Raw genomic sequence first — 16,069 nt, forward strand, 5'->3', positions numbered from 1 at the left:
AGGAGAACAGAAGGGCGGGATATGCATGGGTACAAGCATGGAACAAGAACAGTGGGCCATTTTCCTGGCAGCCATCTGTGGACAGACCTATACACAATTCACCAATACGGATGGCTCATTTGTCCTGCCGTCTGCGTTACTCGCTCCACGACACCATTGAAGCGAACTCCTTAATCGGCGTGGCGGAACGCTTCGGGTTTATCCTTGAATCTCCGGATGAGATTATTATTGCCTTTCGGGGGACTCTCTCCACAACAGATTGGATCTCAGATGCCATCGCTTCCCAAAAAAACTTCAAATATATTAAAGAGCCCTCTCTCACGCATCGCGGCTTCACCAACATCTACGCCTCCACCCGAGGCCAGATTATGTCCGCGCTTAACAGGCTGCCTCATGACAAGACCTTGTATATCACAGGCCACAGTCTTGGCGGAGCACTTGCGACGCTGTGTGCTGTAGATATTGCCGCCAACACGGACCACACTACCCCCCATGTGTTTACATATGGGTCACCCCGTGTAGGCGATCCCGATTTTGCTATGGCCTATACGAAGTACGTTCGGAGCAGCTTCCGCACCGCCAACCTGTTCGACGTTGTGACACATGCACCCCCGCATATCTACAAGGTGCCAAAACGGGAAAAAAAATATTATTACAGTCATGTCCACACCCACAACCCGCTCAACTTCCAGAATGGTTCGGTTAGCGCCAATCATGTAATTGGAAGTTATTTTGCTGAACTAACCAAACTCCAACCGCAATTTGCCGAGCTCTTATGTTCGACGAACCCCGGGTTTTGTCCTGCTGTAGAAACACCTATAGAAAAAGTCTAGTAGAGATGGCCAAATGCATATGTTGGATTGCTCGATCATAAAAGAAAGCGGATTTCCTTTGAGAGGAATCCGCTCTTTTGTATGTCTTAATTATCTTGAATTAGATCACACGCGTGCACTCGTTGTTAACATAGGAAACAAGGTCTTCATTTCATCTTCATTCGGTCTTCTGCCATAATTCGCGATTTCGAACGGCTCTGCATATCGAACGCTTGCTGCGTAATCTTGACCATACAGCTTCGAAAGCGTTGGCAGCACTTCATCGGACACACGCAGGAAACGATCCCAATACTTCAGAATGAACGTCCGCTTCTCTTCCCAGGTATCCGGTACTTCATGCAAGAAATCGCCTTGCCATGGCGCAAATTCATAGAATTAGGGAAGCATGCGCGTCACAGGCCCGCAATTTCTTCTCGATCACGCTTCCCGCATCAATGACGATATCCGGTGAATAGGCTGCCCTTGCCGCATAGTCCGGCATCAGCAAGAATATCGGGGATTTCTTCAAGGACGGCACTTCCGGTACCGCATTGGGCACCTTTGCCACAAAATCTGCCGCATCCCGTACGATTTTCCCTGCGTTGCGGTTGTCCACATGACCCGGCCCATCCGGATGGAAGGTAATGACGATATCCGCCTCCCAGCCCCGAATTTGACGAATCACTTCCTTGCGTACTTCCGGTGTCGGCATCAACTCCCCATCCGGAATGGGCAGTACGACATATTCCAGGACGCCAAGATGCTTCGCCGCTTCATCCGCTTCTTGTTTGCGGCGAGCGATTAGTTCTTCTCCGCACATCTCATGATGACCGCAGCATCCATCCGTTAACGTAACAAACTTCACCCTGTGGCCCATTTCTGCATATAAAGCCGAAATGGCCCCCGCGTAAATTTCAGGCTCATCCGGGTGAGCTGCAATGACAATCACATTCAGAATGTTGGACATGCTGTGAGTCCCCTCCTGTACGTTTCTTAGACATACAATCTATGTATTTTGGCTTACTTCATCCGTTTCATCAATGGATGATTCTCTCTCAGCTCCAGCAAATCCCACAGATTCCCGTATAAATCCTTGAACACAGCCACCATGCCGTAATCCTGCTCTTTGGGTTCTCTCACAAACTCGATACCTCTCGATACCATTTCATGATAATCTCTCCAAAAATCATCCGTATTCAAGAACAGGAATACTCTGCCTCCAGACTGATTTCCGATAAAAGGCTCTTGTTCAGGCTTGGACGCTTTGGCAAGCAATATCGTAGTGCCAACTGACCCAGGAGGAGCTACGACCACCCAGCGTTTGTCTTGTTCAGGCTGATAGGTATCTTCAACCAAGGTAAAGTTCAGCTTCCCGGTGTAAAAGGCTATGGCCTCATCATAATCCTTCACGACCAATGCGATATGGACAATCGATTGAATCATGTTAACCATCCTTTCAATTCCATCATACTTCAACTATATTAACATAACATTCAGGTCCTGCTTGAACGCCAGCCACATAAAAGTCTGTCATGTAACAGGGAGTCCCTTTATTTAGACTGCAATAATGGAATTACGCCCTCGCCCATAAAAAGGCAATGTAATCCGTTAATATCCCCTTATGTCCCAAATGCCGAAGAATCGTGGTGATATTGCCTCTATGGTAGGTTCCATGGTTTACGACCTGTTGAACAATCTCCGAAATCGAATTCTGATGCTTGTTATACGTCACGTGCTTTCCCATATCGTGAACCGATGCCAAGTATTCGCGGTTCTGTGTCTGGGTCTGGCTCATATAATGACGAGCTGCCTCAATGCTAGCAAATGATTTCGAGACTAGGGCAGGAGAAACTTCTTCCTTGATCCGGGCAAACCAAACTTCATCCGCGGCTGCAAGATGGCCGACAACTTCCGCAATGGATTTGAAGCCTACATTCACTTCTTGAAAGAACACGTCGTCCGGCAATGTTTGAAGATGTTCCAATACTCTATCATTCGCCCAAACGTTATAGTCGTATAATTGAAGGAATTGTTCGTTCATTCATATCACTCCTCGCTTATTCTTGATATCGACCGCTCAGCAATTTACGATGCAGATAACAACACTCGATTCCGTCTAATAAACCCGAATTTTCCTTCGATATGAGCATGGAACCGCCCGTATAAGCGTATTCTCCATGGGTTCCGGTAATCCTTTTTGTGATCGTTCAGCACTTCAGCTGACCGCTTTTCCTTCCACCGTCACCCGCAAAACCACAGTGGGGGTTGCCCTATGATATGTTCCCCGATACGAAAAAAGAGGCTTCTCGATCTGATTCATCAGCCGAGAAAACCTCCCTCAACGTGTCCTTCAGTAAAGCTGCATCACCGCGCAGTACCTAAGTCGAATTCCATCGAGCCCTCTTCCTGCCTGTTGAGGAAGGGCGTACGACTCAAGGTCTGGACGATGGGCTCTGCCAAATATGAACCTCCTCCGGCCGGTATACCGTTCGCACCTGTCCCTCCGCATCGGTCATGGACATGACCGTTCGCTCCCGTTCCAACACGAAGGCGTAACCCGTCCCGGAAACCGGGTCTCTTACTTCGATTTCTGCGCTTGCCGCGTGCTCGGAGACAAAGACATAGAGGCTTCCTTGTCCGAATGCCAGCTTGCGGCCATATATCCCCGGGAGTTCGCCCCCCTTCAGCCATTCCAGCTCGGGCAAAATGGCCGCGGAGCGAAGGGCTTCCGCATACAGAGCCTGGATCGGTTCCCAGCGCTCATTCATTTCAACCGGGAGCGGACACCAGATAAATCGTCCCTTGCCCAAGGTTACCGTGAAGGGCTCCAGCGCTCCATCCAACCGACCCAGCGGACGATCCACTGCCAGCGCATTGATCTTCCGCTCACCATATGAAACGGCAAACCGCTCGCCCGCCAGCTCCAGCATTTCTTCCCGAAGTACGTTGGCCTGGACGGTCTCGCCGATCTCTGCCTGCAGACGGTGCAGTGCCTCCCCCCAATAAGCATCGGTGCGCAGCGGTCCGGTCCACAGGACGGTACTGCCCTCCCTTGCCAGCTCAAGGAGCATGGCAAACGCTTCATCGTCGAAGTTGTGCGCGCTTGGCACGATGATGAGCTTGGCCGAATAGCGCTTCAGGTCTTCCAACTGGTATTCGCCGATACCGCGTGGATGGACATTCATCCCGAACGTTAGCGTGCGCATGGCCCTCGTTGTCGCTTCGTATGCCAGCTTCCTGCTGGAAAAATCATTCGAGTACGGGTAAACGACGACGATATCTTCAAGCTGCCGCTCATCGTCAAACAGGACGGATGCTTCCTTCATGAAGCTGCCGAAGTCATAGGACACATCGGCCTCGGGCTTCTGCGTTCCATCCGCCCGAAGCGCCCCGATATTGGATTCGTTGGCGTTATCCATGAAGTAATTAATATTCCATATCCACTGCAAGCCTCCGGTCGAAAACGCATAGGCATACTTGCGTTCCAGGATGCTGCGCAGCTCTTCCTCCGTCCGCTTGGCGACGCCGTCCGGACGCTGCACGTGCATGATGCCGGTCTCCTGGACCAGATTTGGCTTGTCCGGCGTCTTGGTAAAGATGCCGTCCCACGCCAGGTGATCGTTCTGCCACCAGGAGTGGACCGTAGTGTAATCAACGACAGGGCCGTAGAACGACGGCGACGGGCGCTGGGAGCAGATGCCTTCATCCTGCCCGACCGTCACCAGCTGACGGGGATCGGAGCGGCGAATAGTGCCGATGAGCTCAGATGCCCACCGGTTGTGCATATCCATGGTAAACAGCGTGAAGTCAAGCCACGGCCCCCACTTCTTCGGCTGCAGCACGCTGTTGAACAGCTTATCGTCAGGACTCGGCGTCGGTGCGGAGTCGAATGACGGTAGTTCACCCGGCGTCATGTTCCAGCGCTCCTGAAGCAGCGAGAGATCATTCCCATGGCGCTGCCGCAGCCACTCGGACCAGGCTTGTCGTTCGAACCGGTCCCCTATCGATACCGGCCCCTCGAAGATCCGCTTCGGATCGAACAGCGAAGGCTCATTGATCAAGTCCCAATGCACGTTGGTCGTTCCCCTGTGACGCCCTACGATAGAAGCAATGAAGCGTTTCTGTGCTTCCACCGATCGCGGATCCAGATACGGATTCACGCCTTCCCAAGCCTCTGGAGCGAAGGAGAAGAAGGTAAATGTCACTTCCAGCTCATGTCGCTTGGCGGTCAGAATAAAGGCATCGATCGCCCGCATCACGTCCTCAGTCGCATGGCCGTCGGCAAACATGATCATTCGGTATCCTGTCCAAATGCCTGTCCGGATCAGATTGATCCCTGCCCTCTTCATCTCCGCCATATCCGCATCCCACCGCTGAACGTTTGGCAGATGGAGAAATTTCCGCGCGACGTCGGAGGTCATATATGTCATCCCAACGATCGGAACAGATCGGCCTCCGCGGCGGAAGTAATCGCGCCCGCATTCCAGCCTTTCCCCAGCTTGCAGCAGAGGACGGTCAACACCCCAGACCGCTTGGGTCAGGCAGCGACGCTCCCCGGACTCGGACTCGGCTTCGCACACGATCCGGTACAGGCCCGCTTCCAGCCTTACCGGCACAGACAAGTGAAGCTGCTGCAGATCCCGCTGCTCCATACCGGCTTCCGACCTCGCGTGCCCGGTCCAGACAATCTCTCCGTTGTCTTTCTTCATGACGCAAACCGCAAAATGCCAGCGTGATGCCGGGACGGACGTTCTGGACAGAGCCTGAAGCTGAACCGTCAATCGCATCTCCTCGCCCGGCTCGTAGGAAGCATAATTCGGCTTCAGCCACAGCTCCGTAACGCCCATTCCAGCGTATTCGGCCAAATCTTTCAGAACGTCAAGCCCTTCCGTCTCCCAGAACGAAGCCCGCAGCTGCTGGTTGATCAGAATCCAGCGCCCGCCTGCGAAATCACCTTTATGCTGCTCTAACATGACAATCGGAGCAGACCGCTCGCGCTGATCTCGATCCACACCTGTCAGCAGCGGTGAGATAACGGCGTCCATCGGACCGCCTGCCCCCATCTCGGACGGAATATCACTTGCTTTGGTCGGATGCAGCGTCAAGCCCCAGGTCGGCTCGATGCCGAACAGATCCCCGCGCCCCTGCAGGATTGGATACTCGGCGGAGGTCTTCAGCCCCTGGACGCGCGACACATCGACCTTCAGCACATCGTGGATATCCATTCGCTGATGATAAGCCAACTGTTCGCGTTCGATATGCCAGGCTCCGTCCAGCTCTCGAACAGGTCTGCGGAAAGGCACACCACCCGCATGCACTAAACCTCCACCGGTCTTCAGATATGCCTCGATGGTCGTCCATACCGCTTTCGGAAAGTACGGTCCATGCAGATGCAGGAGCACGTCCCAGCCGCCTTCCGCCAGCCGCTCTCCTACAGCCGCAGCATCAGCAACCTCCCCCCATCCTCGCAATTGTTCCAGCGCCTTCTCGGACGGGCGCTCGCCTTCATAAGGAAAATGTTCATCGTAAAATACCAGCGTTCTCATGGACTACTCCTTTCTCGCTCTAGGCTGACCATCGACATAAACGGATGTCCCTCGCGTCCTGGCCCAGTCGGCGATTCGGGAATGATCGCCGGTCCAGAGGCGCTCCAAGCCCCATTGATTGGTCTGCGGCCGGCTCTCGCATTCGATACGGATAACCGGGAACAACTCGGTCGGACGTTCCCGCGGCAGCCCCTCGATATACAGCACATCGTCCTCCTGCCGGAACGACAACTCCTGTCCCGTCGTCAGCAGCGTAACCCGGGATACCGGTGTCACCAAATCCGCCAGCCTCAGCATCGGACGGCCGTCCCAGAAACGAATAATGAGAAACAGCTGGTTGCCTTTCAGCGTCTGCCGCCCGTAGGAAATGAACTCTGTAAGGTTCCCGCCGTCGGAGCCGTAGATGGCCTCCCCGTGAACATCCAGCCATTCGCCGATCTTCAGCGCCCGCTCCACGAATGCCGGAGGAAGCTGCCCGTCAGGCTGCGGCCCAACATTAAGCAGCAAATTCCCTCCAGCAGCTCCGCCTTTCTCCGCGCATTCGCACAGCATGTCGAGCAGGACATCGGCAGGACGCCATCGTTCGCCGTTCGTGTAACCCCACAGCCGCCACGTTGTCACCTGGTTGGATTCCCACAGACGCTTCTGATCCGGGACGATGACATGCTCCGGGGAGCCGAAGTCGCCCAGCACCTCCGAATCACCCGATCCGCCGCCACCGTCCGCATGCAGCTTCTCCTCCTCGGACAGACCGAGGCGGTTGTTGACCAGAATATCCGGCTGAATCGACTTCATCCGCTCGACCAGCTTGATGCTCTCAAGGTCCTCCGCCGTTCGCGGCCAGACCCCGTCAAAAAAGAAATGATCGATGCGCCCGTATTTCGTGACCAGCTCCTCTACCTGGGCATGCAAATACCGCTTCATCGTTTCCCAGCCCTCCGGATCCTTCTCCGGTCCGTCGAAGTAAGCCGGGATGCGCCAATCGATCCAGGAATAATACAAGCCGACCCGAAGTCCCTGGGCACGGAATGCATCGGTGAATTCGCGGACCAGATCCCTGCCCGGCGCCTGCTTCGCGCTCGAATAATCCGTCGTCTCCGTGTCCCACAAGCAGTATCCGTCATGGTGACGAGTCGTCAAGCAGGCATATTTCATACCCGCCTTGCGTGCCGTGTACGCCCACAGCTCGGCGTCAAAAAATTCCGGATTCCACTCGCAGGCTTTCCTTACGTATTCCGCCTGGTCCAAATGCTCCCGGAACAGAACCTGCTCGCCTCGCCCATACTGGGCATAAGGTCCGAAATGAATAAACATGCCGTACCGGCTTTCCGTAAACCATTGCCAGCCCTTCCGGATGGCTTGTGCTTGCTTGGTCATGAACAACGTCCTCCTTATGCTGCCCCAGCTCTTGTTATGCGGACAGCCCCGATCGTAATTGTCGTCTATTTGTCCTGCGAGAAGCCTCCAGGCTTCGTCTGACCTTTACTCTAGCTCGGGAATTCCTGTCTTGAACACTTTACTTTTGAGAGAAAACTTTGAAATTGGCCAATATCGGGAAATTGAAGCTATGGGGCGGGGCTGCGGGTAACGTCTGAACACCTGCTTCCGCCAAGCCTCCCCTCGCAGCCTGCTTTATGATTGGTTTATGCACAAAAAAAGCAATCCCTCTCCGGCACTAAGGCCGGGGCAGGGATTGCCCGGTTATATGATGTTGCACTGCGCCTATTGCGACTGTATTTACGATTGACCGGCTCTCCACTCATCGAATTGCCGTTTATATTCCGCCACGACCTCATTGAGACCGGCAGACTTCATCGCAGCCAGCATTTTATCGTAGGCATCCTCGTATTTCACGACCCCGTGCATCACAGGATAGACGCTGGTCTTCAACTCGGCAATACAATTCGCGTACTGGGAAGCGACGTTTGTCGGGTCGAAGGTGAAACCGATCGTGATGCTATTTACAGCATCGTCGGAAATCGACGTCCGCCGCTCCAGTCGTGCAGGATCCGTATTTGTTGGATAACGATTCATCTCCACATGACCGAGCAGCCAGTACGGAAGCTCATAAGCTGGGGAACCGTTCTCGTTCTTCGCAAGATAATCCTTCGTATTCTTTCCGGTATCCTTCCAATGCACATCCTTCACACCGCTTTGGACAAGGTCCATGTTCTCCTGGCTGCTGTACACCCAATTCAAGAATTGAACACCGGCCTCCGGGTGCGGAGACGTAGCCGAGATTCCGTTGGAATTGCGGATCGCGTAGGATCTGAATTTCGGCTGTTCAGCCAAATAATAAATATCCAGCTTGGCTTCCGGAAACGACTGACGGATCGTGTCGCTCACGCCAACGTCTCCCGGACGATACAGATAACGTCCGACCAGCTCCTCCTGGTTAATAACCTCCGATGGTGTCGTGAGCAGATCGCTCATGATCAGTCCACGCTGGTACGCCTCATTCATGAACTGCACGTCTTTTTTGAATTCCTCGGTCTCAAACCAGGACTTCACATTCCCCTGCTGATCGATGTAGATCATGTTGTCCGCCACCGTAAAAGGATACGTGTCGTACGTTGTATGCAGGAAGTAGGCAGGCTCCTCCAGCATTTTGATATACACGTTCTTGTTGTCCTGCGGCCAGTTCTTCTGCAGCGTCTCCGCCGCATCCAGCAGCTCCTCCGGGGATGTTGGAGCCTGCAAACCATTCGCTTCGAGCAGATCGGTCCGAATCGTGAACATGCCGTCATTATAAGCGGTATCCGCCCAGAAGTTCGGCACGTAAGTAATCTTGCCGTTTATTTTGGACGATTCCCAGATCCAGTCCGGCATGGAAGCTTTCAGCTCGCTGCCGTATTGATCCAGCAGATCGTCGATCGGAATGATCCCGCCGCTGCCGGCAAGAACCGTCGGTCCTTTTGTATCATGCATGATCGCGATCAGCTCAAATTCCTCGCCCGTCGACATCATAAGATTGGTCTTCTGATCCCATACGTCCCACGCGATGTATGTCGGTTCATACGTGAGGTTCAGACCATCGGCCTCAAGCTTCTCGTTAATCGCTTGGACCGCTGCTTCCAAGCCCTGCGGCGCGGAGCCCGGAAGCAAATACCGGACCGGGAGCTTATCCCCGCCGCCGTTCTCTCCGCTCGCCGATCCGCTCTCGCCGCCGGAATCGCCTCCACCGGAACAGCCCGCGATCACAGAAACCATAAATATTGCGGCCAACCATAGTGCTAGCGCTTTTCCTTTTTTTCTATGCGTGTCTCCCCCTGACTTCATTTGGTTTTGTCATGCTGTAATTCCTATCATGCTGTACGATTCCTATCTTAAGGAGACATCAGGGATGGCGTATACTTCAAAATCATGGTTTTCGCCATTTTAAAACGCTTTAAACGGCTGTCAGGAAGCCTTCTTTGATCACGAATCAGATCAGGAAGTAATCTCGGCGTCGAACAAAATCCGAATTGTTGAACCCGCATCTTAGCTGCCCCTCACTGCGCCTTTTTCGTCTCGATTGCATGCTGGCTTCGGAACTGTGCCGGCGAGATCTGATAGTGCTTCTTAAACAGCGTATAGAAATAGGTTGTATTCAGAATGCCTACCTGTTCGCTGATCGATTGAACCGAATCCTCGGTGCTGGCGAGCAGTTCCCTCGCCTTCTCCAGTCGGACGGCATTCAGGTAATCGTTAAACGACAGCTCGCAATGCGCCTTAAACAGCTTGCCGACATAGCTCCGGGACAGCTTCACCTCGCCCGCAACCTGCTCGAGCGACATATCCGGCCTCGCGTAATGCTTGCGTACGTACATCTGGATAAAATCCACCACCTCCGCATGCCGAACCGCACCCGATTCCTCGGAGAGGCTGCAGAGCTGCAGAGCGAGTTCCTTCAAGGCATCCGCGGTTTCCTGAAGCGTCTGGAAGCGCGTAATCCGACGCGTGAAACCGAGGAAGAGGTCTGCGCTTTCCCTATTTTTCACCGTGTGTACATTGAGCTGCTTGTACAGGCCCCCAATGAATTGATTGATGAAAAACATAACTTCATGGTAGTTGTAATCGCGAATCTCCTTGATCCACTGATCGATTTCCTTCTCCAGTTTATCGCTCTGCTGCAGTTTGATGGCATCGATGATACGCTTCTCACGCTTGTCCGGATACTGCGCTTCGGAAGGCTCGGTCACGGCGATAATGACCGGATCGGCCTGGAACAGCCTGCCCTTGCCTTCGAAGAAGCGCTGCCGGAAGCAGGACTGCGCACAATCGAACGATTCACGCAGCTCCTCGTACGTCTGCGCAGCGGTTCCGATACCGACGGTAACGGACACGCGGAGCGTGCGGAGAATCTCACCCTGGAGCTCCTCCAACATGCCTAATACATGAAGCGGGGGACGGCTCTGCTTCATAGGGAGAAGGATCGCTACCGTCCCATCGCCCACGGCCGCCACGCTGGCTCCCTCCGGCTCCAGCATGTGCTGGGCTGCCCGGGCTACAGCTGCGCATGCATACGATTGCAGCTCCTCGTCCTCACCGCCGGGCGATCCGTCCTCGCTATCGAGTAGAAGAGCTACTGCCAGAAAGTAAGGCCCCTTGCCTTCCCCGGCCAGACGGTGGAATGCCGTCTCGTCGCCGCCCTTGAGCAGCTGCAGCACATGGGCCTGACGCGCGACCGAAGCCTCGGACTCCATCGATCGCATTTTCTCGGTCATCTCGGCGTAAGTCATGTCTAATATGGCGAATTCGTTGATCTGCCGCCGATCCTTCACTTTCGGAATGGCGCTCATCTTCTCCAGCAGGTGGCGGATCGGGTTGTAAGCATGATGCGTAAGCCAAATCGAGAGGAACATGCTGACGGCGAAGCATGCCAGAGCAAGAACCAGCGCTGACGTTCGCAGGGCCTGCATGTTGAACAGCAGATTTTGATACTGGCTTACGCTGATAAACGTCCAGTTCATATCCTTGGACTTGACGTAGGTGACGAGACTCTTGCGTCCGTCAATGGAGCGGGTGAAATAACCGCTCTCCTTGTCCGTAAGCCAGAATCGACTGGACGTAGGATTCCTGCGAAATATCCTCCATGAACCGGGATCGATCCGAATGGGTAATGATGGTCCCCTTGTCATCGATGACGTGCAGTGAATCCACCGCTTCGTTGCGATAACCCCCGATAAGATCCTGAATGGTGTCGGTACTCATGTTGATCACGATTGCGCCTTTGGAGCTTAGCGGCGAATAATAGCTCGGCAGGAGGACGAAGGTAAGGACATCTTCGCTCCGGTTCGCCGAAGTAGCGGAAGAGATCCTGCGCGGGAACAGGTGGAAATAGGATGTGTTCTTGCGGTTGATCTCCTCCAGCAATGCCTTCTCCTGATCCTTGGTAATCCCTTTTGTATTCAGATATGTGTTATTCGAGCCATTATAAATTCCGATTGAATGGATGAACGGATACGTGGACTGAATTCGGTTAAGGGTGCCAAACACCCCGTACTGCTTCACCGGATCGGCCTCTTTGTCCAACAGGACGCCCACGATCTCCTTGTCGCTGAGCAGAAGATTGCCTACGTTATAAACCTGATCACGGATTACGCTCGATACGGCGCTGTTCTGCTTCAGCATCGACTCGGATATTTTTCCTACCTCCTTCGCGGTGCTCCAGGAGAACATCATGAACAGGACAACGGTTACGAGGGCAATCATGGCTGCCGTAAGCAAAATAAAGCTGAGAAACATATTTCGGTAGACCGCATAGCGGAATAATCGCTGCCGGATCATTTTCTCCCTCCTTGCCATCTGGTTGTTATAAGTTAAAATGAAATTCTCGGAGTTACAAAATTTCCCATCTTCTATGAACATTACTAACATTATATGTAGTCTATATGTTAATTTAATCATGTTTTCTAGCAATTCGAATACTTGGACCGGATTATTGGTTTACTCTCATCTTACATATGCTTAGGACATTCATCAATATGAAAACGCATTCTTTATTTTGATCCCCAGGCTATTCTTTAGGAGCATCATTAGCCAGAACCCTTACAGTATAAGGGGTTTTCGGGATTATTCAATCCGGACAACGCTGTGCTGAACACTCAAATTTGAAGTTTTTGCCGTTTTTTAAAGCAGCCTTATCTCCCTTCAATCCGCCCAAACTCCATTTTCATAGTTTACTGCACACGGCAACTCTCTTTACACTCGAATCAGAACCGCTGAAGCTTGCAGCCCCCATCACAAACGAAAGGACGTGCTACCTGTGAAAAAAAACCGCTCCGGCTTCCTGCGCGAAATCCGCTCGAATGGATCCGCCTACCTGCTCGTCGTACCGGCTGCCATCTATACACTGGTCTTCGGTTATTTCACGCTTCCGTACATGCTCATTGCGTTCCAAAAATTCAACTTCAAGACAGGTCTCTTTAATTCCGCCTGGGTCGGCTTTGACAATTTCAAGTTTTTCTTCTCGTCTCCCAGGGCGCTTGAGGTTACGTTCAACACCCTGAAGCTCAATTTTTTATTCATCATGGTTGGCACGCTCGCAGCCATGGCACTGGCCATTCTGTTCAATGAGCTCCGCAGCCGCTGGTTCTCAAGGGTGACCCAATCCACGATATTGTTTCCGCATTTTTTGTCCTGGGTCATCGTCAGCTACATTGTCTACAGCTTGCTGTCTACCGACTACGGCATCCTGAACCGCATCTTGGCGTTCTTCCATGTCGATCCCGTCAACTGGTACGCCTCTCCGCAATACTGGACGTGGATTCTTACGACCGCGGCGGTGTGGAAGGACATCGGAATGAACCTCGTCATCTATCTGGCAGCCATTACGGGAATTGACGACAGTTATTACGAGGCTGGCCGGATCGACGGGGCGAGCCGCTGGCAGCTTATCCGTCATATCACCATACCGCTCATGCTGCCGACCATAACCATCCTGACCCTGCTGGCCTTGGGCAAAATCATGTACGGCAGCTTCGACATGATCTATGCCATCGTGAAGGACAACGGGCTGCTGTATCCCACCGTCGACGTCATCGACACGTATGTGTTCCGTTCTCTCCGCACCATCGGAAATCCGGCTCAAGCGATGGCCGTCGGACTGTATCAATCCGTGGTCGGCTTTATTCTCGTATGGGGCAGCAACAAAATCGTGAAGAAGGTAAATCCGGATCATGCTTTGTTCTAGATGTGCCGGAACCATTCGGAAAGGAGCGAAACTTAGATGACGTCCAGACCTAAATTTTTCGACGCCGTAAACGCCGCCCTGATCGGTATCATCTCCATCCTCTGCATCCTGCCCATGCTGCTCGTGCTTATGGTCTCCTTCACGGATGAAGCCAGCATTAAACAATTCGGGTACCAGCTGTTTCCGAGTGAGCTGTCACTGGATGCGTACAAGCTGCTCCTGTTCGGCAGCACGCCGCTGTACCAGAGTTACATGATCTCGATCTTCGTGACGGTGATTGGCACAATCCTTGCCGTCACGATTACGTCCATGGCCGGATATACGCTGGCCGCCAAGCATATCCGTTACCGCAACGGACTTGGACTGTTCTTTTTCATTACAATGGTGTTTAATACGGGTTTGGTGCCCTGGTATCTGATCAACCTCAATCTCGGTATGAACAACACGATCTGGGCCCTGATCATTCCGTCCTTGGTATTCAACCCGTTCAATCTGTTCCTCGTGCGCAACTACATGTCCCAGATTCCGCCGTCCCTCACGGAGGCAGCCAAAATCGATGGAGCCAGCGATTTCTATATCGCGTTTCGGATCTTCTTCCCGCTGTGCATGCCCGTCCTTGCCACCATCACGCTGTTCTACGGCATCGCCTACTGGAACAACTGGTTTAACGCCATCATGCTCGTGGACAACGAGAAGCTGTATCCCCTGCAATACCTGCTGTTTAAGCTGAACTCCGAGATCAGCATGATCCAGCAGATGCAGAGCAGCGGAGCCATCCTCGGCAGCCAGACGCTCCCTCAGGAATCGGTGAAGATGGCCACCGCCATTCTGACGATTGGCCCGGTGGTGCTGTTCTATCCGTTCCTGCAGCGGTATTTTATTAAAGGCCTGCTGATTGGCTCTGTGAAGGAGTAAGAGCTGCGATTTAACAACTACTTCGTATTCAAGGTTTCATGGCACATAGCCGGGAATCGAGCTGTATGCAAACCAAAAAGGCTTAACCGCGTGCGGTTAGCCTTTTTTTGATGAACAATGGTTGATACATCTCCTCAACGTTAACGAAATTGACCATCGAAATATGCGACCGATCCCTATAAACTCAAGAGTACATGTTGATAGGATTCAATAAAAATCAAAATCTACCGAACCAAATCTTGTCTGAGTGTGTATATAAGGTGAAAAACAAACAAAAAGGGGGTGATTTGATGTTACCTGAAATAACACAGGATGAAGCCAAACAGTTATTTACCGAATATTCTATGTATGTTTATCAAACCGCATTGCTGATAACAAGATCGGAGGCACTTGCTGATGACATTACGCAAGAGACTTTTATCCGAGTGTTCAGAAAATTTAATACATACGATTCCACTAAGTCGATACAGCCTTGGATTTATAAAATAACGATAAATACGATGCGTAACATGCTTCGCAAGCAAAAATGGTTGAAATTCATCGGGTTCACACCAGAAACGGCTGATGAGGATTTAATTGAAAACAAGATCATACAAAATGAAGAATCTCTGCAACTTTGGAAAGAAATTAACCAGCTATCATTGAAAAGCAAAGAAATCATCGTACTTCATTATTATGCTGAGTTGAAGCTGAGTGAAGTTTCTGAAGCCTTAGGTATACCATTAGGTACTTGCAAATCAAGACTCAATGCAGCTTTAACTACGCTTCGTAAACAGATGCTGGAAAATGAAGCTTTTGAATTTCGCAAAAGGAGAGCTTACCATGAAACAAATTAACCGGTCGGATATTAAGGATGCATTACATACCCATATTGACTCTAAACACGCATCTGTTGTATTCGAGAATATATGGGAAAAATATTCAAACAGAAAATCAGGCGGTCATCCAAATCGTCGTATTTATCGAAAACGAATCATTGTTTTATCTATTCTTGGCTCACTATGCTTTCTTACCCTATCTCAATCCCCAGTTCGGGCGTTCATTGAGCAGTTTATAGAGGTTAAATGGATTAAAAACGTGAAAAATGCTGAAATCGGTTATTCATGGGCGAATACTGCAGGTGATGCCCGATCTCTAGTTTTAAACAAGGAGGAGGCAGAGAAGTCGCTTGGAATCTCTATTCCATGGCCTGATCCATTAGATGGGATGTCTGGGCAAAGAGAAATTAGAACTAGAAAAGAGGATGATTCACCTCTTGGGTATGACTATACCATACGTACGAATGACCGCTACTATGAAGTCATAGCTAATTATAAAAACAATAGACAGCCTGAGTTTTACGCACAAACTACTGGTACAGCGCTAGTGAAGGAAATTTCAATTCAAGACGTCACGGCTACATTGATTACTAGTCCAGAGTTCATCCATGTTCCACACCTTTATTTTGAAAAAGGAGATTGGAAAATAGTAGTCACGGTGACTGATTATACAGAAGATGATGTTATGAGCGAACAAGAAATCATAGAATTAGCAGGATCAATTAAATAAAAAAACCAAACTTGAACAAGGGCTGTCATGTATGAATTCAATAGATGTTCCAACCCTTGTGGGAATTTTCAAAG

The 16,069-nt window shown here is 51.6% G+C and carries 14 protein-coding genes; 5 read left to right on the forward strand and 9 right to left on the reverse strand.

The window, feature by feature from the left end:
* The first annotated feature begins 119 nt into the window (after nt 1-119).
* Nucleotides 120-833, forward strand: a complete 714-nt coding sequence (locus PVOR_RS21575; protein ID WP_006211605.1) for a lipase family protein — start codon at nt 120-122, stop codon at nt 831-833.
* A gap of 105 nt (nt 834-938) precedes the next feature.
* Here the strand turns inward: PVOR_RS21575 and PVOR_RS32190 are convergent, their stop codons facing one another.
* The 9 genes from PVOR_RS32190 to PVOR_RS32200 form a co-directional block, all read right to left on the reverse strand.
* Nucleotides 939-1,175 (reverse strand): hypothetical protein, encoded by a 237-nt coding sequence (locus PVOR_RS32190; RefSeq protein ID WP_234973052.1) that lies wholly within the window; start codon nt 1,173-1,175, stop codon nt 939-941.
* A 25-nt stretch (nt 1,176-1,200) separates the two neighbouring features.
* Nucleotides 1,201-1,779: a PIG-L deacetylase family protein gene (locus tag PVOR_RS21580; RefSeq protein WP_234973053.1), complete on the reverse strand. Its 579-nt coding sequence runs from the start codon at nt 1,777-1,779 to the stop codon at nt 1,201-1,203.
* Between the two features lie 53 nt (nt 1,780-1,832).
* Nucleotides 1,833-2,255: a VOC family protein gene (locus tag PVOR_RS21585; RefSeq protein WP_006211606.1), complete on the reverse strand. Its 423-nt coding sequence runs from the start codon at nt 2,253-2,255 to the stop codon at nt 1,833-1,835.
* A gap of 130 nt (nt 2,256-2,385) precedes the next feature.
* Nucleotides 2,386-2,853 (reverse strand): DinB family protein, encoded by a 468-nt coding sequence (locus PVOR_RS21590; RefSeq protein WP_006211607.1) that lies wholly within the window; start codon nt 2,851-2,853, stop codon nt 2,386-2,388.
* Between the two features lie 391 nt (nt 2,854-3,244).
* Nucleotides 3,245-6,358 carry a beta-galactosidase gene (locus PVOR_RS21595; protein ID WP_006211608.1) on the reverse strand — a complete coding sequence of 1,038 codons (3,114 nt, stop codon included), beginning with the start codon at nt 6,356-6,358 and terminating at the stop codon, nt 3,245-3,247.
* A 3-nt stretch (nt 6,359-6,361) separates the two neighbouring features.
* Entirely contained in the window at nt 6,362-7,735 is a 1,374-nt protein-coding gene (locus PVOR_RS21600; protein WP_006211609.1) for an alpha-L-fucosidase, read from the reverse strand.
* Between the two features lie 360 nt (nt 7,736-8,095).
* Nucleotides 8,096-9,568 (reverse strand): DUF3502 domain-containing protein, encoded by a 1,473-nt coding sequence (locus PVOR_RS21605; protein ID WP_006211610.1) that lies wholly within the window; start codon nt 9,566-9,568, stop codon nt 8,096-8,098.
* 281 nt (nt 9,569-9,849) lie between these two features.
* The gene (locus tag PVOR_RS32195) at nt 9,850-11,310 is read right to left on the reverse strand and encodes a helix-turn-helix domain-containing protein (protein ID WP_006211611.1); all 1,461 of its coding nucleotides are present in this window, start codon (nt 11,308-11,310) and stop codon (nt 9,850-9,852) included.
* 40 nt (nt 11,311-11,350) lie between these two features.
* The gene (locus PVOR_RS32200) at nt 11,351-12,127 is read right to left on the reverse strand and encodes a cache domain-containing protein (protein WP_006211612.1); all 777 of its coding nucleotides are present in this window, start codon (nt 12,125-12,127) and stop codon (nt 11,351-11,353) included.
* 478 nt (nt 12,128-12,605) lie between these two features.
* On the opposite strand from PVOR_RS32200, the gene PVOR_RS21615 reads away from it, so the two are divergent.
* From PVOR_RS21615 to PVOR_RS21630, 4 genes are all read left to right on the forward strand, one after another.
* Nucleotides 12,606-13,532, forward strand: coding sequence for an ABC transporter permease (locus tag PVOR_RS21615; protein WP_006211613.1), 927 nt, complete (start codon nt 12,606-12,608; stop codon nt 13,530-13,532).
* A 36-nt stretch (nt 13,533-13,568) separates the two neighbouring features.
* Nucleotides 13,569-14,447: a carbohydrate ABC transporter permease gene (locus tag PVOR_RS21620; RefSeq protein ID WP_006211614.1), complete on the forward strand. Its 879-nt coding sequence runs from the start codon at nt 13,569-13,571 to the stop codon at nt 14,445-14,447.
* A gap of 290 nt (nt 14,448-14,737) precedes the next feature.
* On the forward strand, nt 14,738-15,283 hold the full coding sequence (locus tag PVOR_RS21625) for an RNA polymerase sigma factor (protein ID WP_040680846.1): 546 nt from the start codon (nt 14,738-14,740) through the stop codon (nt 15,281-15,283).
* Complete coding sequence (locus PVOR_RS21630) at nt 15,270-15,995, forward strand: hypothetical protein (protein WP_006211616.1); 726 nt, start codon at nt 15,270-15,272, stop codon at nt 15,993-15,995. The genes PVOR_RS21625 and PVOR_RS21630 overlap by 14 nt, the downstream gene beginning before the upstream one ends.
* Nucleotides 15,996-16,069 lie beyond the last annotated feature (74 nt).

This window comes from Paenibacillus vortex V453, from assembly GCF_000193415.1.
GTDB lineage: Bacteria > Bacillota > Bacilli > Paenibacillales > Paenibacillaceae > Paenibacillus_AQ > Paenibacillus_AQ glucanolyticus.